Raw genomic sequence first — 17,846 nt, 5'->3', positions numbered from 1 at the left:
CGAAAGCGGCGACTGCCTGCAAGAGTAAGGCGCGCCTCGGGTTGCGCCAAGCGCGGCGGCCAGCTTGGCGGTTGGCCCCCCCTTCGTGTAAAGCCCCGTCCGGCATGTCCGCCGACCCCGACCTTTCCCGCCAGACCATCGCTCTCGTCGGCCTCATGGGCGTCGGCAAGACCAGCGTCGGCAAGCGCCTGGCCGCCGCCCTCGAGCTGCCGTTCCGCGACGCCGACCACGAGGTCGAGCACGCGGCCGGCCGCAGCATCCCCGAAATCTTCGAAACCATGGGCGAAGCCGCCTTCCGCGAGGGCGAGCGACGGGTCATCGCCCGCATGCTGGACGAGGCGCCGCACGTGCTGGCGACCGGCGGCGGCGCCTTCCAGAACCCGGAGACCCGAGCGCTCATCAAAAGCAAGGCCGTCTCGGTCTGGCTGCGCGCCGACCTCGAGGTGCTGGTCCGCCGCGTCGGCCGCAAGGACAATCGCCCCTTGTTGCGCGGCAAGGACCCGCTGGAGGTGCTGCGCAGCCTCGCCGAGGTGCGCTATCCGTTCTACGCCGAGGCCGATATCGTCGTGGACACCGGCGATGCGCCGCACACTGTGACTGTGGAGGCGATCCTCGACGCCCTGCGCCGTCGAAAGGAAGATCAAGCATGAACGCCGCCCTCACCGTCCCTGTCGGTCTCGGAACCCGCGCCTACGATGTGATCGTCGGCCCGCGCCTGATCGACCGGGCGGGAGAGCGTTGCGCCCCGCTGCTCAAGCGCGGCCGCACGGCGGTGATCACCGACCGCAATGTCGGCGACCATCACGGCGAGCGCTTCGCCGTCTCGCTGGAAAAGGCTGGGATCTCGGTCGACATGATCGTGGTCGAGCCGGGCGAGGAGACCAAGAGCTTCGAGGGCCTGGCCGACCTCTCGGACCGTTTGCTGGCGCTCGGCCTCGACCGCGGCGACCTAGTCGTGGCCTTGGGCGGCGGCGTGGTGGGCGATCTCGTCGGCTTCGCGGCCGCCATCTACAAGCGCGGCATCGACTTCATCCAGGTTCCGACCACCCTCCTGGCCCAGGTCGACAGCTCGGTCGGCGGCAAGACCGCCATCGACACCCCGCGCGGCAAGAACCTGATCGGCGCCTTCCACCAGCCGCGCCTGGTTCTGGCCGATCTCGACGTCCTGGCCACCCTGCCGGCCCGCGAGATGGCTTGCGGCTACGCGGAAGTCGTGAAGTACGGCCTGCTCGGAGACGCCGAGTTCTTCGCCTGGCTGGAAAAGCACGGCGCCGCCGTGCTGGAAGGCGAGCTCCCGGCCCTGACCCACGCGGTGGGTCGCTCGGTGCAGATGAAGGCCGAGATCGTCGCGGAAGACGAGAAGGAGCAGGGCCGCCGGGCGCTGCTGAACCTCGGCCATACCTTCGGCCATGCCCTGGAGATCGAGACCGGCTTCGGCGAGGCCCTGAAGCATGGCGAGGCGGTCGCCGCCGGCTGCGCCCTGGCCTTTCGCTTCTCGGCCCGCCTGGGCCTGTGTTCCGCCGAGGATGCGGCTCGCGCCGAGAAGGTGTTCGCCGCCGCCCACCTGCCGACCCGCCTCGACCAGCTCCCAGTGAAGGGCCTGAACGTCGACGCCCTGGTCGACCACATGCGGCAGGACAAGAAGGCCGAGGGCGGCAAGCTGACCTTCGTGTTGGCCCGCGCCATCGGCGACGCCTTCACCGCCAAGGATGTCGACGCCGCCGTCCTGCGCGCCTTCCTCGTGGACGAAGGCGCCGTCGGATGATCCTCGCCGTCCTCCTCGGGCTGGCCCCGTCGCTGATCGTCCTGCTTGGGCTGTCGGGCCTGATCTCGGCCGCCGAGACCTCGATGACGGCGGCCAGTCGCGGCCGGATGCATCAGCTGGAGCGCGACGGCGACAAGGCCGCCGCCCGGGTCAATCGCCTGATGGCCGATCAGGAGACGATGATCGGCGCGGTGCTGCTGTCGAACAACGTCATCAACATCGGCGCCTCGGCCCTGACCACCAGCGTGCTCGCCGCCGTTTTCCCCGGCGCCCTCGGCGCGGTGATCGCCACGGCGGTGATGACCGTGCTGATCGTCGTCTTCTCTGAAATCCTGCCCAAGACTCTGGCCATCGCCCGCGCCGACGACGTGGCCCGCGCCATGTCGATCCCGACCTACATCGTGGTGAAGGTGTTCGGCCCCCTGGCCTTCGGCGCCCAATGGATCGTGCGCCACACCCTGCGCCTGTTCGGCATCAAGATGGGCATGGAGACCGACGTGCTCGCGGCTCACGAGGAAATTCGCGGCGCCGTGGAGTACCACCACTCCGAAGGTCTGGTCGAAAGCGCCGACCGCCGCATGCTCGGCGGGGTGCTGGACCTCTCGCAGATGGACGTCTCCGAGGTGATGGTCCACCGCCGCAACATCGAGGCGCTCGACGCCGACCTGTCGCCGCGCGAAGCCATCGTCCTGGCGCTCGACAGCGCCCACACCCGCCTGCCGATCTATCGCGACGAGCCGGACAACATCATCGGCGTTCTACACGCCAAGGACCTGCTGCGCGCCCTGGCCGCCAGCGACGGCAAGATGACGTCGATCGATGTCGCCGCCATCGCCCGCGAACCGTGGTTCATCCCCGACACCACCAATCTCAAGGACCAGCTCGACGCCTTCCTCAAGCGCCGCAGCCACTTCGCCCTGGTCGTCGACGAATATGGCGCCCTGCAGGGCCTGGTGACCTTGGAAGATATCCTTGAGGAGATCGTCGGCGACATCGAGGACGAGCACGACGCCGCGGTGGCCGGCGTGGCGCCCGAAGCCGACGGCTCGGTCATCGTCGATGGATCGGTGACGGTGCGCGATCTCAATCGGGCGATGGATTGGCAGTTGCCGGAAGATGAGGCCGTGACCGTCGCCGGCCTGGTCATCCACGAGGCGCAGGCCATTCCCGACAAGGGGCAGACCTTCATTTTCTACCGTCACCGCTTCCAAATTCTGCAGCGCCAGCGCAATCAGATCACAAGCGTTCGAGTCAGCGCCCGACTGGAGGAATCGGACCTCTAGTTTTTCTCTATGGAACTGGTCGCGAAACCGTGCGTTTGCGGCACTGGTTCTAGGGGGGAACCGGAGGGGCTTTGGTGATCGAGCGATCTGTCGGGCCCACGCTCGGCCCGTCCGTCTTTGAGGCGAATGAACGGCTGCTCGCGGCCGAAGCCGCGCTCGCGACGGAGCGGCGGCGCGCCGACGCGCTCAGCCGTATCGCCCTGTCGATGGGAACCGGCGGAAATCTTGAAAACGTGGTGCAGGCGGTGGTCGACGGCGGCGTCGAACTCACTGGGGCCCGCTACGGGGCCTTTTTCTACAACACCGTCGACGAGGCGGGGGAAAGCTTGACCCTCTACATCCTCTCCGGCGCGCCGCGGGAAGCCTTCGCCAACTTCCCCGTGCCGCGGAAGACCATGCTGTTCGCGCCCACCTGGGCGGGGCGCGAGGTCGTGCGCTCGGCGGACATTCAGTCCGACCCGCGTTATGGCCACAACCTGCCGCATCACGGCATGCCTCGAGGCCACCTTGAAGTCCGCAGCTACCTCAACGCCGCGGTGGTGGCGCGCAGCGGCGAGGTGCTCGGGTCGATGTTCTTCGGCCATCCCGAACCCGATGTGTTCGACGAGGCGTCCGAGCGTCTGCTGGTCGGCCTGGCGGGGCAGGCGGCCTCGGCCATAGAGACGGTGCGCCTGCATCGCGACATGGCCCGCGAACTGGGGGAAAGGCGGCGCGCCGAGGAGCGGCAGAAACTGCTGCTCAACGAACTGAACCACCGGGTGAAAAACACCCTCGCGACCGTGCAGTCGATCGCCTACCAGACCCAGCGCAGCGCCCGCTCGCCGGCCGCTTTCCGCGAAGCCTTCGAGGCGCGGCTGATGGCCTTGTCGCAAACCCACAACCTGCTGACCGAACAGGGCTGGGAAGGCGCCGATCTGACGGAGGTGCTGCAGGCGGAGTTCGAGCCCTACGAAACGACCTCGGGCCGCTTCATCTTCGAGGGCGGCCCGTCGCTGCGCCTGTCGCCCAAGGCCGCCGTCGCCATCGGCATGGCGGCGCACGAGCTGGTCACCAACGCGGTCAAGTATGGCGCCTTGTCGAACGCGCGCGGTTCGGTCGGCGTATCCTGGGCCGTGTCGGACGACCCCGACCCGACGCTGACCTTCCACTGGATCGAGCGCGACGGTCCCTCGGTCGTCGTGCCTCAACACCGCGGCTTTGGGCGACGTCTGCTCGAACAAGGCCTGGCCACCGAACTGTCTGGCAAGGTCCAGATCGCTTACGACCCCGGCGGTCTGCGCTGCGTCATGCGTCTGCCCCTGCGTTCCCTGGAGCCCGAAGAATGAGCGACAACAATCTGAACGGGCTCCGCGTCCTGGTGGTCGAGGACGAGGCGCTGGTCGCCATGCTGGTCGAGGACATGCTGACCGACCTCGGCTGCTCGGTCGTCGGCCCCCTGGCGGATCTCGACGAGGCCCTGGCGGCGGTGAGCGACGCCGAGATCGACTGCGCCGTGCTGGACGTGAACCTGGCCGGCAAACCGATCTTCCCGGTCGCCGACGCCCTCAAGGCGCGCGGCGTGCCGTTCGCCTTCGCCAGCGGCTACGGCGAGGCCGGGGTGCGCGAGGATCACCGCAGCGCCCCGGTGCTGCAGAAGCCGTTCCGCGAGGCCGATCTCGCCCGGGCGCTGGACGTGCTGGCGGCCGCCAAGGCCGGCTAGAAAAACTTTCCCGCGCTCGTCGATCCCCGCGCGCGCCGTTCGTCTTCTAGGCATGGATCGCGTGGGCGGTCCCTCAAGAGATGGAGGATGCGATGCGTGTGATGGTGTTCGTCAAGGCGACCGAGGACAGCGAAGCCGGTCTGACGATCGATGCCGAAACCACGGCCATGTTCGAGGCGATGGGCCGCTACAATGAGGAACTGATCAAGGCCGGGATCATGATGGACGGCGACGGCCTGCGCCCGTCGTCGGACGGCAAGCGCGTGGCCTTCGAGGGCGTACGGCGCACGGTCATCGACGGCCCGTTCGCCGAGGCTCGCGAGCTCGTCGCCGGCTACTGGATCTGGCAGGTCAAGGACATGGCCGAGGCGGTCGAGTGGGTGAAGCGCTGCCCCAATCCAATGCGCGGCCCCAGCGAGATCGAGATTCGTCCGTTCTATGAGATGGCGGACTTCGAAGCCGCGCTCAGCCCCGCGGCCGAGGCGATCCACGACAAGAACCGCGAGACCCTGGCCCAGCAGTGAGGCTTGCCAGCCGCGCCGCCGGGGCCTTAATCCGGCGGTGTGGCGCTCGACCCTTCCAGCGACGTTCGGCAAGCGATCGAGGCCGTGTTCCGCATCGAGCGGGCGCGGCTGATCGCCGGTCTCGCGCGCGTCGTTCGCGACGTCGGCCAGGCCGAGGAACTGGCGCAGGACGCCCTGGTCTCGGCGCTCGCCGACTGGCCGCGCTCCGGCATTCCGACCCATCCGCTGGCCTGGCTTCTGGCGGCCGGCAAACGCCGCGCCATCGATGGCTTTCGCCGCAAGGAAATGCTGGCCCGCAAGCACGCCGAGATCGGCCGCGATCTGGAGGGCGAGCGCGACACTCAGGTCGAAGACCTCGAGGCGGCCATGGATGACGATATCGGCGACGAGCTGCTCGGCCTCATCTTCGCCGCCTGCCACCCGGTCCTGTCGGCCGAGCAGCGGGCGGCCCTGACCCTGCGCCTGATCGGCGGCCTCTCCACCGAGGAGATCGCCCGCGCCTTCCTGACCAGCGAGCCGACCGTCGCTCAGCGCATCGTGCGCGCCAAGAAGGCCCTGGGCGGCGCCGGCCTCGACTTCGAGGTCCCGCGCGGCGGGGAGCTGCAGGCCCGCCTCGCCTCGGTGCTGGCGGTGATCTATCTGATCTTCAACGAAGGCTATTCGGCCACGGCGGGCGAGGACCTGATCCGCCCGGCCCTTTGCGCCGAGGCCCAGCGCCTGGGCCGCATCCTGGCCGGCCTGATGCCCGACGAGCCGGAAGTGCAGGGGCTCCTGGCGCTCATGGAAATCCAGGCCTCGCGCCTGAACGCCCGCACGGCGCCGGACGGCTCGCCGATCCTGCTCACCGACCAGAACCGCGCGCGCTGGGACCAGCTGCTCATCCGCCGGGGCCTCGCCGCCCTGCAGAGGGCCGAGACGCTCGGCGGGGCGAACGGACCCTACGCCCTGCAGGCGGCGCTGGCGGCTTGCCACGCCCGCGCCCGGAGGGTCGAAGATACCGACTGGCCGCGCATCGCCGGCCTCTACGACACCCTCGCCGGGGTCATGCCTTCGCCGGTGGTCGAGCTCAACCGCGCGGTCGCCCACGCGATGGCCTTCGGGCCCGAGACCGGCCTGGCGATGGTCGAGGCGATCGCCGAGGCGCCCGCCCTGCGCAGCTATGCGCCGCTGCCGGCCGTGCGCGGCGACCTGCTGCTGCGCGCCGGAAGGCCGGAGGAGGCGAGGGGCTATTTCGAAGCGGCGGCCTCGCTCAGCCAGAATGCGCGTGAGCGGGAGTTCCTGCTCGGCCGCGCTGCGGCCTGCTAGCCGGCCTCGCCCGGAGCATAGGCCTTCAGCGAAAGCGCATGCACCGGACCGGCCAGTTCCTCGGCCAGGGCGGCATGGACCATGCGTTGCCGCGCCACGCGGCCCTGCCCCTCGAAAGCGGCGGCTTCGATCACCACATTGAAATGGCTCTCACCGCTGCCGTTATGACCCGCGTGGCCATGATGGCGGTCGCTGTCGTCGATGATTTCGAGGCGGGTTGGAGCGAAGGCCTGGGTCAGCTTGTCGCGCATCGCCTCGGTGATCTGACCCATACGCTTGTCAATCCTTGATCCAGTTTTGTTCGGCCATAAGGTTGTCGCATGAGCCGTGCGTTTCAATACCGTCCGAAGTTCGTGGACATCCGCGTTCGTCCGCCCGTCGAGGGCGAGACGGAGCAGGCTCAGGACGTTCATGCGCTCAAGCCGGGCGAGCGCGCCTGCGATCACGCCGGTTGCCGCACCGCGGCCACCGCCAAGGCTCCGAAGTCGCGCCACCTGATGAACGACCACTACTGGTTCTGTCAGCGCCACGCGGCCGAATACAACAAGTCGTGGGACTTCTTCTCCGGCATGAGCGAAGGCGAGATTCGCAAGGAGCAGGAGGACCGCTTCACCGGCGGTCGCCCGACCTGGGACATGCGCGCCTCCAATCGGTCGCGTGAGGCCGCGGCGGCGGCCGGCCGGCAGGACAAGGCCGGGGCCCACAACTTCGCCGATCCGTTCGGCGTGTTCGGCGCCGCGCGCGCCCGCGCCGAGCGCGCCCAGGCCCGCGCCGAGGAAGCGGCCCAGCGCATGGGCAAGCTGGAACGCAACGCCCTGGCCGACCTCGACCTCGATCCCGGCGTCGACGCCGCGACCATCAAGGCCCGCTACATCGACCTCGTGAAGCGCTGCCATCCCGACACCAACGGCGGCGACCGCTCGGCCGAACACAAGCTCCAGCGCGTCATCAAGGCCTACAAGACCCTGCAGAAGGCCAAGCTGGCCTAGTCAGGCTTGCGCGTGGAAAACGTTTTCATTTTTGCTTGCCGCCCTTAGAGGCCGCCCATAGGCTCGTCCCAACAGACGCAGATCTGATGGGAGGCGACCATGCTGAGACGTGAACTTCTGGGCGCCGGCGTGGCGGCTGGCGCGGCCTCGCTGCTGGCCGCCAAGGACGCCTTCGCCCAGGCGCGGGTCGAGCAGGCGGCGCGCGGCATGCCCTCGCCGAAGATTAAGGACATCAGCGTCATCGAATGCGCGCCGCAGGGCGTGCGCCTGACGGTGGTGAAGGTCACCACGGACCAGGCCGGGCTCTACGGCTACGGCTGCGCCACCTACACCCAGCGGGCGGACCTCGTGCGTCCGGCGGTCGAGCGTTACCTGAAGCCGTTGCTGGTCGGCCGCCCGGCCGACCGCATCGAGGATACCTGGCAGCTCGCCTTCAACTCGTCCTACTGGCGCAACGCCGCCGACCTCAACAACGCCATGAGCGGCGTCGACCAGGCGCTGTGGGACATCAAGGGCCGGCAGGCCGGCCTGCCCGTCTACCAGTTGCTCGGCGGCAAGGCGCGCGAGGCGGTCGATCTCTATGGCCACGCCGACGGGGCCGAGATCGCCCAGGTGATCGAGCGCTCCAAGTCATACATGGCCCAGGGCTTCCGCCATGTCCGCATCCAGGTCGGCGTGCCCGGCATGGCCGGCTACGGCGCGCCCCAGGGCGCCAACCAGCGCATCCCGTCGCTGCACGACGCCCCGGTGTTCGAGCGCGAGGGCTACATCCGCCGCGCCTTCAACCTGTTCGAGGCGGCCCGCAGGGATCTCGGCGAAGAGGTCGAGCTGCTGCACGACGTGCACGAGCGGATCACGCCCACCCAGGCCCTGCGCTTCGTGAAGGACGTCGAGAAGTACCGCCTGTTCTTCCTGGAGGACCCGGTCTCGCCGGAGGACCTCGAATGGTTCCGCCTGATCCGGCCGCAGAGCGCCACGCCGCTCGCCATGGGCGAGTTGTTCAACAATCCCAACGAATGGACGCCGCTGATCCGCGAGCGCCTGATCGACTACATGCGCATGCACCTGTCGCAGATGGGCGGCCTCACGCCGGCGCGGAAAGTCGCCGCCATGGGCGAGTTGCTCAATGTCCGCACCGCCTGGCACGGGCCGGGCGACGTCTCGCCGATCGGCCACATGGCCATGGTCCACCTCGACCTGACGATCACCAACTTCGGCATCCAGGAGTACACGCCGTTCAACGCGGCGACGCAGGAGATCTTCAAGGGCTGCCCGGAGATGAAGGGCGGCTACCTCTACGCCAACGAGCGTCCGGGCTGGGGCATCGAGGTCGACGAGGCCGCCGCCGCCAAGGCGCCGTTCCGCCGCGATCAACTCCTCAACGGCGGCTGGGGCGAGATCCGCCTCCCGGACGGCCAGATCATCAAACAGTAGACGCTGGCGCCGCGCCGCTTCATCGCGGTAGGCAGGGCGGGCGGATGGCCCGAGGAGACCCTGCATGGGCGATCGTTTTGTCGGAACCCTGATCGCCTCGGCGATGCCGACAGCCCCGGCGATGAAAGGCGACAAGCCCATCGACGGGAACTTCCCCAAGGTCGTGGCCAACCGAGGCGACTATGGCCGCGTGGTCTTCCTGTTCGGAGACTCGATCTTTCGCGGATGCGCCCTCGACGACTGGGCCGACGACATCGAGGCGAAGGGCCTCGTTCATCCGCTCTCCGCCCTGCGTTCGCCCGCCGCCATGCTGAACGCGATGAAGGCCGAGCCCGACAGCAAGCTCTTCGCGGTCTACGTCGGCAATCTGGGCCAGCCGTTCGCCGAACGGGTGGAGAAGACCGTCGCTCAGATGCGGTCGATGGCCCCCATCGTCAGGCCGGGGGATGTCTTCGTTTTCGAGGACGCCGGCGCCCATCTCAGCGACCCGCGAGGCTACGAGGCGAACTGGCGCACGCTGCGCGCCGCCGCCGCCGAGGTCGGGGCCCAGGTGGTCATGATGACCATGCCGGATAACCTCACGGTCGAGACCTTCGCCGGCCTGCCGGCCGACCGGTTTCGCTACGACGTGAAGTTCGACGGCCTCTCGCACAACGACGTGACCCGCTCGGCGGCCGGGCTCAAGATCGGCGGCAAGGCCGCCATCCTGCTCGACTTCGACGCGGCCATGGCCACCCTGGACCAGCGTATCGCGCGCGACGGCCTCGCCGGCCTCAAGGAGGACGGCATCCACCCGAATATCTGGGGCCAGTGCCTTCTGGTCACCCAGCTGGCCGACGCCATCGAGGCGCCCGTGCGCCACGAGGATGTGCGCGAGCTTGTCGTCGCCCACCATGCCGAGGCTCACCTGCCGTCGGTGAAGGTCGCCCGGCGGGCCATGGACGCCTGCGCGCCCGCCGCGCGCCGCTAGAGCCGATCGATCTTCGGCCGCCGACCGCTCCGGCGCTCCCAGGCCCAGGCGCCGAGCCAGCAGGCGCTGGCCCAGGCCGCGCCGACGCACCAGCCGGCCAGCACGTCGGTGGGCCAGTGCACCCCCAGATAGACGCGACTCACCCCGACCAGCAGCGTGGCCGCGATGGCCGCCCCGAGGGCGAAGGCCTTCAGGCGCTTGCGTGTCGAAAATTCCGCCGCCAGGGCCCCGAGGGTCAGAAACACCGCCGCCGAAAGCATGGCGTGGCCGCTGGGAAAGCTGGTGTTGATCACCTCCACGGCGTGCAGCGACAGGTCCGGCCGCTCGCGATGGAAGATCGATTTCAGCACCTGGCTGATCGCCACCCCGCCGCCCGAGCAGGCGACCAGCAGCAGCGCCTCCGCGCGCTTGCCCGCCGCGACGAACAGGCCGGCCACCACCAGCACGATGAACGTCAGGATCGCGATCGAGCCGAGGCCGGTGATGTCCGTGGCGTAGATGTGCAGCCATTCGGGGCCGATCAGGGCGGAAGGATCGCCCGGCTTGCGCAGGCTCAGCAGCAGGGCGCGGTCGATGGCGTGGGTTTCGCCCTCCATCACCTCGTCGGCGACCGACAGAAACGCCCAGACGCAGATCGCCGCCACCGCCAGGACGGCGACGGCGGCAGGCTCGGCCCGCGCCGCGCGGGCGAGCCGGGCCGGTCGGGCGGCGGAGAACAGGCGACGGCCGGAAAGAGGCATGGCGATCCAACGGTCGAATTGGTCCACAGGTTCGCGTCAAACCTTCACCAAAGGCGCATGTCCGCGTCACCCGCTCCGGGGCTCAGCGTCACGAAACCGCGTTAATGGCTCCTCGTTCTCCGGGGATCGGGGCGCTGCTGTCCCTCATCCCCGTACGGCCAACCCCCTCAACTCAGGGGCCGGACCCGGAGGTTCGGCCCCCTTTTCTTGCGAGATTGCGCGCCGGCAGGCCGCGCTCGCGCTTGCGAAACGCGGGCGCTGCGGTAAGTCCATCCGCATGGCCGACCTCCTGCACGAAACCGACGCCCTCCTGACCCTGACGCCCGACCGCATGGTCTCGGCGCGCGACGTATTCGGCATCGACAGCGACATGCAGGTCCCCGCCTTCTCGACGCGCGACCCCCACGCGCCCGATATCGACGATGCCTACGTCTTCGACCACCAGACGACCCTGGCCATCCTGGCCGGCTTCGCCCACGACCGCCGCGTCATGGTCCAAGGCTATCACGGCACCGGCAAGTCGACCCACATCGAGCAGGTCGCCGCCCGGCTGAACTGGCCGCTGGTGCGCATCAACCTCGACAGCCACATCAGCCGCATCGACCTGGTCGGCAAGGACGCCATCGTCCTGAAGGACGGCAAGCAGGTCACCGAGTTCCGCGAGGGCATGCTGCCCTGGGCCCTGCAGCGCCCGGTCGCCCTGGTGTTCGACGAATACGACGCCGGCCGGCCGGACGTGATGTTCGTCATCCAGCGGGTGCTGGAGGCCGGCGGCAAGCTGACCCTGCTCGACCAGAACCGGGTGATCCGCGCCAACCCGGCCTTCCGCCTGTTCGCCACCGCCAACACCGTCGGCCTCGGCGACACGACGGGCATGTACCACGGCACCCAGCAGATCAATCAGGCGCAGATGGACCGCTGGTCCATCGTCACCACGCTCAACTACCTCGACCACGACGTCGAGGCCGAGATCGTGCGCGCCAAGGCCCCGGGCTACGACGACGCCGAGGGCCGCCGCACCATCGCCGCCATGGTCCGCGTGGCCGACATGACCCGCAACGCCTTCATGAACGGCGACATCTCCACGGTGATGAGCCCCCGCACGGTGATCACCTGGGCTCAGAACGCCCAGATCTTCTCCGGCGACGTCGGCCTCGCCTTCCGCCTGACCTTCGTCAACAAGTGCGACGAGCTGGAGCGCCCGACCCTGGCCGAGTTCTACCAACGCGCCTTCGGCAGCGAACTCCCCGAGAGCGCGGCGCGGGTGAGGATCGCCTAAGCGGGCCATTGACCGCGGCCCCCCGGCCGGGGAACTTCCGTCACCGGATCGTCATGTCCGCCCGGAACGTCATGTCCGTCAGGGAAGCTTTCGCGTGCGCCACGCCCGCCCATTGTTGAGGATCGGGGCCGCCATGCCGCTGATCATGGTCGCGGTGGTCTGGACGGCCCAGGCGCTCTATCCCGGCTTCAACATGGGGGCGCAGTACATCAGCGAACTCGGGGCCATGAAGGCGCCGCATCCCCTGGTGTTCAACCTCGGCATGATGCTGGTCGGCGTCATCGGCATCCTGGCCGGCGCCGGCTTCACCCATGCGCTGGAGGCGGCGGGCGGCCGCCGCATCGTCTCGGCCTTCGCCGGCCTGTGGGTGGCCGTCACCGGTCTTGGCCTGGTGTTCGCGGGCATCTTCCACTTCCCGGACGACATGCACCGCACTGTCGGCATTGCCCTGGCCGTGCAGGTGGCGCCGGTCTTCTCGGCCTGGGCCCTGTGGGGCGTGGTCGCCCACCGCCGGCTGATCTGGCTGTCGCTCGGCTGGTCGGTGCTGATGCTGCTGGTCTTCATGCTGATGGCCGGCGCCTGGGACGTGCGCACCGGTTCCGACGTCGGCCTATGGCAGCGCTGGCACGGCTTCCTCGGCGCGCTATGGATCGGCATCGCCTGCTTCGCCCTCGAGCGCGGGCTGGAGGATGCGGCGGAAGGCGTCGAGAGCGAGGCGGCGGCCCACTAAACCGCCTCGCGCAAAGATCGCGCGCCACGCCCCTGATTAAGAACGTTCGCGCAAAGGTGGCGGTTGCGATTGCCGCGCTTCGTGGCGCCGCAGCATTGTCCTTGTTTCAGCTGCGTAACAGAACGGCATTCCAACGCCGCCGACGGCAGGGGCGAAGTTCGCGCGACGACGGCCGTCGCAAAACGATCAAGCTGTTCGGGACGAGGCCGCCCGGCCGCGTCTGGAGCCCGCCATGTCGCAGAACCGGGGAGAAATCGTGGCCTGGGTCGGCGCCCAGGTGTTGCCCCACGAAGCCGACGTGCGGGCCTGGCTGCGCCGCAAGGGCGCCTCGCCCGACGAGGTCGACGATGTGGTGCAGGAGACCTATTGCCGTCTCGCCGCCTTGCCGCGCGTCGATCACATCGCCAACGGGCGGGCCTACTTCTTCCAGTCGGCGCGCAACGTCGCCGCCGAGCGCGCCCGTCGCGCGCGTGTCGTTCGGCTGGATTGGCTGACGGAAATCGAACTTGAACGCATCGTAGATAGCGAGCCCACCGCCGACCGGGTCCTGGCCGGCCGCCAGGAGCTGCGCCGGATCGAACGTCTCATCGAAGCCCTGCCCGAACGATGCAAAGAGATCTTCAGACTGCGGCGCATCCAGGGGATCTCCCAGAAGGAGATTGCCCAACGCCTGAACGTGACGGAAAACGTCGTCGAGACCCAGGCGACACGGGGTCTCCAGTTGATCTTGGCCGCCTTGGCGACCACTGAGGCGCCGGGCAATGAGCGGACACGAGAAGCGTCCAATGAGAAGCGGGCAAACCGCCAGGGAGATCGACGACGAGGCGGCGCGCTGGGCGATCCGCTGTGACGACGCGGGCTTCGACCCCGATCGCGATCCCGACCTTCAGACCTGGCTCGCCGGCGATCCCCGCCGCGGCGGCGCCTTGCTGCGCGCCCAAGCGGCCCTGAGCCTCGTCGATCGGGCTCGCGCCCTACCGCAACCCGCCCCGCCGGCCAACGATCGCGGCGTCGATCGCCGCTGGCTGCTCGCGGGCGGGGGCGCCGCCGCCGTCGCGGTCGTGGCCGCCGGAATTGGTGGCGCCGCGTTGCTCGGTCGCAAGCCGGTGGAGATCGTCACCAACCGGGGCGAACTGCGCCGCGTGTCCCTGGAGGACGGCTCGCTCGCCGAGGTCAACACCGACAGCCGGCTGGCCGTGACCATGGCGCGCCGCCTGCGCCGGGTGCGCCTGCACCAGGGCGAGGCGTGGTTCGCCGTGGCCAAGGATGTCTCGCGTCCGTTCGTCGTCGAAGCCTCGGAGCTGCGGGTCGCCGCCGTCGGCACGGCCTTCGCCGTCTGCGACGCCGGGGAGCGGCTGGAGGTGCAGGTGACCGAAGGGGTGGTCGAGGCTTGGCGCCGGCAGGACAAGGCGACCCGGGTGCGGCTCGCGGCCGGCTCGCGCCTGTCCGTCGGGCGCGACGGACGCTTCACCATCGCCGAGGCGACCGACTCCATCGCTCGGGACCTCGCTTGGCGCAGCGGTCAGATCGACTTGGCGGGGCGCACCGTCGCCGAGGCCATCACCGAGTTCAATCGCTACAATCGCCGCCAGATTGCGTTGGACGATCCCACGGTCGGCCGCGAAAGCCTGGTAGGCCTCTTCCGCACCAGCGAGGCCGAAAGCTTCGCTCAGGCCGTGGCCCAGACCTTCGGCGTGCCGGTTTCGGAGACCGCGGACCTGATCCGCATCGGGGCCTGACGCCCTGATTTTGGGCTCCGCCTGCGCGGAGCGCCCAAAACCCTGCCGTCAAAACAGTCATCGCGGCAAACCGCGCGCCGATTGTTGGCCGCGAGGCCCGGAAACCGGCCAGCCGCCGGTCGTCCCCATCAGGGGCGCGGGGATAAGGCGTGCGTCCCTCGGAAACGAGAGGGTGACATGGGGTTCAAGACATATTCGCTGCGTAAGGCGGCGTTGGTGGGCGTGGCGCTGTCCGCGATCCTGGCCTGTTCGGCGCACGCCGAGGCCAAGCGGTTCGATATTCCGGCCCAGCCGGCCAGCACGGGCATTACCCAGTTCGCACGCCAGGCCGGCGTTCAGATCCTGGCCCGCGCGGATGTCATCGCCGGCCAGCGCACCGCCGCGGTGAAAGGCCAGATGTCCTTCGACCAGGCGCTGGCCAAGCTCCTCGACGGGGCGGGCCTGATCGTCGTCTCCAACGACGGTCAGACCATAACGCTGGGGCGAGCGAAGGCGGCCGAGATCTTTCAAACCATGAAGCCGATCAAGGTCGCCTATCTGGAACAGGCGGCCGAGCCGCAGGTTCTCACGGTGGCCGCCGCCGAGCCTGTGGCGGCCAACATCGAAGAGGTGGTGATCACCGGCACGCGCCTGACCACCGCAGGCTTTACGGCGCCGACGCCGGTCACGGTCATCGGCGCCGCCGAGGTGCGGGCCAAGGGGGGCGCCACCCTGGCGGAGTTCGTGAAGGATACGCCGGCGTTCCGCACTCCGGTCGGCCAGAGCCAGAATTCGAACGGCGCCCAGAGCGCCGGCAAGGCGACGCTCGCCCTTCGCGGCCTGGGCGCCAGCCGCACCCTGACCCTGGTCAATGGCCGCCGCCACGTGCCGGACGGCACGGGCAACGTCTTCGACTCCAACCTGATCCCGACCAGCATGATCGATCGCGTTGACGTGGTCACCGGCGGCGCCTCAGCCGCCTATGGCTCGGACGCCGTCGCCGGGGCGGTCAACATCATCCTCAAAAACCGCTTCGAAGGTTTCTCGTTCGACATGCGCTACGGCGTCAGCCAGCGCGGCGACGCGGTCGAACTGAACCCGTCCTTCATTATGGGCAAGGCGTTCATGGACGACCGTCTGCACGTCGTGTTCGGCGGCGATTACATCGACAACCACGGCACGGGCACGATGTACGTGCGCGACTGGGGCAAGAAGGAGCCGGGCTTCCTGACCATCTCCAACAGCGCCATTCCCAATCGGGTGGCGCTCGGCCTGCCGGCCAACATCTTCTCGAACTACGTCGAGACCAGCGCCTACAACGACCAGGGCATGATCACCTCCGGCCCGCTGCGCGGCACGGTGTTCCACGACGGCGGCCTGACCTCGACCTTCAACTATGGCCTGATCAACGGCGGCACGGAGATGATCAATCCGGCCCAGACCAACTACGGCAGCGTCGAAAACCCTGACGGCTTCCTGCGCGCGCCCTACAAGCGCCACGCCTACCTGGCTCGCGCCGAGTTCGATTTCACACCGGACATCGTAGGCTTCGCCCAGCTGCAATTCGCCGAGTTCCTGCCGTTCGGCCGCTCGTTCGGCGCCCGCATCCCGAACTTCAACAACTATCCGGTGCTGATCACCAACCCCTTCCTGCCGCCGCAGGTCGTGGCCGCGATGCAGGCCAACAATCTCACCTCATTCAACTACAGCGCCACGCGCCACGCGGACCTCGGCTCCCTCAAGTCGCGCAACCGCACCGACACCCTGCAGTGGGATTTCGGTCTCAAGGGCAAGCTGTTCCAGACCTGGGACTGGGACCTGGGCGTCGGCGTCGGCCGGGCGAACTTCGTCCCCAAGCTGATCGACACCCCGCGCACGGCCGATTTCTTCCAGTCGGCCTACGTCGTCGCCGGGCCGAACGGCCAGCCGGTCTGCGGCCCCGTGGCGAGCAACCCCTATTTCAACGCCCAGAACGCCATCACCAAGGCGCTGCTCCTGGCCAACCTGTCGCCGGGTTGCGTGCCCTTCAACATTTTCGGCTCCAACATCGAGTACAACGAGGCGGCCAAGCGCTACTATAACTCGGCCTCCAACGCGGATTTCGAGTTCGAACAGTACGACATCGCGTTCAATATCGCGGGCTCGCCTTTCCGCCTTCCCGCCGGCCCGGTCGCCCTGGCGGCGGGCGTCGAGTGGCGCAAGGATACTCTCAGCAGTCTGAACTCTGTCGATGGTCAGCGCGGCGCGCTGATGAACCAGAACTACTCGCTATTCAGCGGCGAGGTGAAGGTGTTCGAGGGCTATGCCGAGGCGGGCGTTCCGCTGGTGGCCGACAAGCCGTTCGTCCAGGCGCTGGACGTCAACGGCGCGGTGCGCCGCACGGACTATTCGACCTCCGGCGCGGTCACCACCTGGAAGGCCGGCTTCACCTGGGACGTCAACGACATGCTGCGGCTGCGGGCCACCCGCTCGCACGACATCCGCGCGCCCAACATCAACGAGCTGTTCAATCCGGGCTCCGAAGGTAACCCCAACGTGGTCAACCGCCTGACCGGCGGTTCCGGCTTCATCAAGAGCAACACCGTCGGCAACCCGAACCTTGAGCCCGAGGTCGGCGAGACGGTGACCGCCGGTGTGGTCTTCCAGCCCCGTTGGGGTTGGGCGGACGGCGTCCGTATCGCCGTCGACTGGTACGACATCGAACTCAAGGGCGCGATCGCCACCCTCAGCGCCCAGGAAATCCTCGATGACCTCCTGCTGCGCGGTAACACTGCTTACGAGCCTTTCGTGGTGCGGGACGGCACAGCCCTCGGCTTCTCACGGGTCAATGCGACCCAGCTCAACCTCAACGCCATGCGGACCAACGGCGTCGACATCGAGATCGCCTACCGTGTGCCGCTGGCTGACCTGCCGCTCAGCCTGCCGGGGTCGTTGAACCTGCGCGCCATCGGCAGTTGGACCGACGACGCGCGCTCGATCACCGCCTCGGGCGTCGACGTAGACTCCGCCGGCACCCTGACCAACCCGGAGTGGTCGTGGAACGTGACCGGCGTCTACAACCTGGATCGCTTCAGCGCGAACCTGCAGGTCCGCTACGTCAACGAGATGAAGTACAGCGCCACGCTCGTGGGGCCGGACGATCCCAACTACGACGTGGCCCTGAACAACAGCGTGAACCGCAACCTCTGGCCAGCTGCCCTGCTGTTCAGCACCGGCGCCTCCTACGTGGTGCAGGACAACGGCGCCCGTAAGGTCCAGGTCTACGGCAACATCGACAACCTGCTCGACAAGACCCCGCCGATCGTCGCGATCACCAGCCAGGGCCCCTACGACCTGATCGGCCGCGCCTTCAAGATCGGCGTGCGCCTGACCTACTGACGATCCCGATCCGCCCGGTTCCGCGCGGACCG

At 68.5% G+C, this 17,846-nt stretch carries 17 protein-coding genes; 15 read left to right on the top strand and 2 right to left on the bottom strand.

What is annotated here, in order from left to right; translation table 11 throughout:
• The first annotated feature begins 104 nt into the window (after positions 1–104).
• From ACFLIT_RS11335 to ACFLIT_RS11305, 7 genes are all read left to right on the top strand, one after another.
• Positions 105–650: a shikimate kinase gene (locus ACFLIT_RS11335; protein ID WP_479911338.1), complete on the top strand. Its 546-nt coding sequence runs from the start codon at positions 105–107 to the stop codon at positions 648–650.
• Positions 647–1,765 carry a 3-dehydroquinate synthase gene (aroB, locus tag ACFLIT_RS11330; protein WP_479911337.1) on the top strand — a complete coding sequence of 373 codons (1,119 nt, stop codon included), beginning with the start codon at positions 647–649 and terminating at the stop codon, positions 1,763–1,765. The genes ACFLIT_RS11335 and aroB overlap by 4 nt, the downstream gene beginning before the upstream one ends.
• Entirely contained in the window at positions 1,762–3,048 is a 1,287-nt protein-coding gene (locus ACFLIT_RS11325; protein ID WP_479911336.1) for an HlyC/CorC family transporter, read from the top strand. Before aroB ends, ACFLIT_RS11325 begins: the two co-directional genes overlap by 4 nt.
• Positions 3,049–3,122: 74 nt before the next feature.
• Entirely contained in the window at positions 3,123–4,373 is a 1,251-nt protein-coding gene (locus tag ACFLIT_RS11320; protein WP_479911335.1) for a sensor histidine kinase, read from the top strand.
• Entirely contained in the window at positions 4,370–4,747 is a 378-nt protein-coding gene (locus ACFLIT_RS11315) for a response regulator (protein WP_479911334.1), read from the top strand. Before ACFLIT_RS11320 ends, ACFLIT_RS11315 begins: the two co-directional genes overlap by 4 nt.
• Positions 4,748–4,839: 92 nt before the next feature.
• Positions 4,840–5,271, top strand: coding sequence for a YciI family protein (locus ACFLIT_RS11310; RefSeq protein ID WP_479911333.1), 432 nt, complete (start codon positions 4,840–4,842; stop codon positions 5,269–5,271).
• A 39-nt stretch (positions 5,272–5,310) separates the two neighbouring features.
• Complete coding sequence (locus ACFLIT_RS11305) at positions 5,311–6,576, top strand: RNA polymerase sigma factor (RefSeq protein WP_479911332.1); 1,266 nt, start codon at positions 5,311–5,313, stop codon at positions 6,574–6,576.
• Here ACFLIT_RS11305 and ACFLIT_RS11300 read toward each other — a convergent pair.
• Positions 6,573–6,848 carry a BolA family protein gene (locus ACFLIT_RS11300; protein ID WP_479911331.1) on the bottom strand — a complete coding sequence of 92 codons (276 nt, stop codon included), beginning with the start codon at positions 6,846–6,848 and terminating at the stop codon, positions 6,573–6,575. The two genes, ACFLIT_RS11305 and ACFLIT_RS11300, sit on opposite strands and share 4 nt — an antisense overlap.
• Positions 6,849–6,896: 48 nt before the next feature.
• On the opposite strand from ACFLIT_RS11300, the gene ACFLIT_RS11295 reads away from it, so the two are divergent.
• From ACFLIT_RS11295 to ACFLIT_RS11285, 3 genes are all read left to right on the top strand, one after another.
• Entirely contained in the window at positions 6,897–7,565 is a 669-nt protein-coding gene (locus ACFLIT_RS11295) for a J domain-containing protein (protein WP_479911330.1), read from the top strand.
• A 99-nt stretch (positions 7,566–7,664) separates the two neighbouring features.
• Complete coding sequence (locus ACFLIT_RS11290; RefSeq protein WP_479911329.1) at positions 7,665–8,999, top strand: enolase C-terminal domain-like protein; 1,335 nt, start codon at positions 7,665–7,667, stop codon at positions 8,997–8,999.
• Between the two features lie 64 nt (positions 9,000–9,063).
• Complete coding sequence (locus ACFLIT_RS11285; protein WP_479911328.1) at positions 9,064–9,969, top strand: hypothetical protein; 906 nt, start codon at positions 9,064–9,066, stop codon at positions 9,967–9,969.
• Here the strand turns inward: ACFLIT_RS11285 and ACFLIT_RS11280 are convergent.
• Positions 9,966–10,736 (bottom strand): phosphatase PAP2 family protein, encoded by a 771-nt coding sequence (locus tag ACFLIT_RS11280; protein ID WP_479911327.1) that lies wholly within the window; start codon positions 10,734–10,736, stop codon positions 9,966–9,968. The two genes, ACFLIT_RS11285 and ACFLIT_RS11280, sit on opposite strands and share 4 nt — an antisense overlap.
• 250 nt (positions 10,737–10,986) lie before the next feature.
• Here ACFLIT_RS11280 and cobS point away from each other — a divergent pair, with 250 nt between their 5' ends.
• The 5 genes from cobS (at position 10,987) to ACFLIT_RS11255 (ending at position 17,814) form a co-directional block, all read left to right on the top strand.
• Positions 10,987–11,988, top strand: a complete 1,002-nt coding sequence (gene cobS / locus ACFLIT_RS11275; protein WP_479911326.1) for a cobaltochelatase subunit CobS — start codon at positions 10,987–10,989, stop codon at positions 11,986–11,988.
• A gap of 94 nt (positions 11,989–12,082) precedes the next feature.
• Entirely contained in the window at positions 12,083–12,718 is a 636-nt protein-coding gene (locus ACFLIT_RS11270; protein ID WP_479911325.1) for a DUF998 domain-containing protein, read from the top strand.
• Between the two features lie 232 nt (positions 12,719–12,950).
• Complete coding sequence (locus ACFLIT_RS11265; RefSeq protein WP_479911324.1) at positions 12,951–13,568, top strand: RNA polymerase sigma factor; 618 nt, start codon at positions 12,951–12,953, stop codon at positions 13,566–13,568.
• Positions 13,504–14,457, top strand: coding sequence for a FecR family protein (locus ACFLIT_RS11260; protein ID WP_479911323.1), 954 nt, complete (start codon positions 13,504–13,506; stop codon positions 14,455–14,457). The genes ACFLIT_RS11265 and ACFLIT_RS11260 overlap by 65 nt, the downstream gene beginning before the upstream one ends.
• 177 nt (positions 14,458–14,634) lie before the next feature.
• The gene (locus ACFLIT_RS11255; RefSeq protein WP_479911322.1) at positions 14,635–17,814 is read left to right on the top strand and encodes a TonB-dependent receptor domain-containing protein; all 3,180 of its coding nucleotides are present in this window, start codon (positions 14,635–14,637) and stop codon (positions 17,812–17,814) included.
• Positions 17,815–17,846 lie beyond the last annotated feature (32 nt).

The sequence above is a fragment of the Caulobacter sp. HJHS_5 genome (assembly GCF_056683955.1).
This window is presented reverse-complemented; position numbering and strand designations above follow the sequence as displayed.

Excerpts from the sequence above, each read along its gene's own strand:
- ACFLIT_RS11335 (WP_479911338.1), top strand. The coding sequence starts at position 105 with ATGTCCGCCGACCCCGACCTTTCCCGCCAGACCATCGCTCTCGTCGGC.
- aroB (WP_479911337.1), top strand. The coding sequence starts at position 647 with ATGAACGCCGCCCTCACCGTCCCTGTCGGTCTCGGAACCCGCGCCTAC.
- ACFLIT_RS11325 (WP_479911336.1), top strand. The coding sequence starts at position 1,762 with ATGATCCTCGCCGTCCTCCTCGGGCTGGCCCCGTCGCTGATCGTCCTG.
- ACFLIT_RS11315 (WP_479911334.1), top strand. The coding sequence starts at position 4,370 with ATGAGCGACAACAATCTGAACGGGCTCCGCGTCCTGGTGGTCGAGGAC.
- ACFLIT_RS11310 (WP_479911333.1), top strand. The coding sequence starts at position 4,840 with ATGCGTGTGATGGTGTTCGTCAAGGCGACCGAGGACAGCGAAGCCGGT.
- ACFLIT_RS11300 (WP_479911331.1), bottom strand. The coding sequence starts at position 6,848 with ATGGGTCAGATCACCGAGGCGATGCGCGACAAGCTGACCCAGGCCTTC.
- ACFLIT_RS11295 (WP_479911330.1), top strand. The coding sequence starts at position 6,897 with ATGAGCCGTGCGTTTCAATACCGTCCGAAGTTCGTGGACATCCGCGTT.
- ACFLIT_RS11290 (WP_479911329.1), top strand. The coding sequence starts at position 7,665 with ATGCTGAGACGTGAACTTCTGGGCGCCGGCGTGGCGGCTGGCGCGGCC.
- ACFLIT_RS11285 (WP_479911328.1), top strand. The coding sequence starts at position 9,064 with ATGGGCGATCGTTTTGTCGGAACCCTGATCGCCTCGGCGATGCCGACA.
- cobS (WP_479911326.1), top strand. The coding sequence starts at position 10,987 with ATGGCCGACCTCCTGCACGAAACCGACGCCCTCCTGACCCTGACGCCC.
- ACFLIT_RS11265 (WP_479911324.1), top strand. The coding sequence starts at position 12,951 with ATGTCGCAGAACCGGGGAGAAATCGTGGCCTGGGTCGGCGCCCAGGTG.
- ACFLIT_RS11260 (WP_479911323.1), top strand. The coding sequence starts at position 13,504 with ATGAGAAGCGGGCAAACCGCCAGGGAGATCGACGACGAGGCGGCGCGC.
- ACFLIT_RS11255 (WP_479911322.1), top strand. The coding sequence starts at position 14,635 with ATGGGGTTCAAGACATATTCGCTGCGTAAGGCGGCGTTGGTGGGCGTG.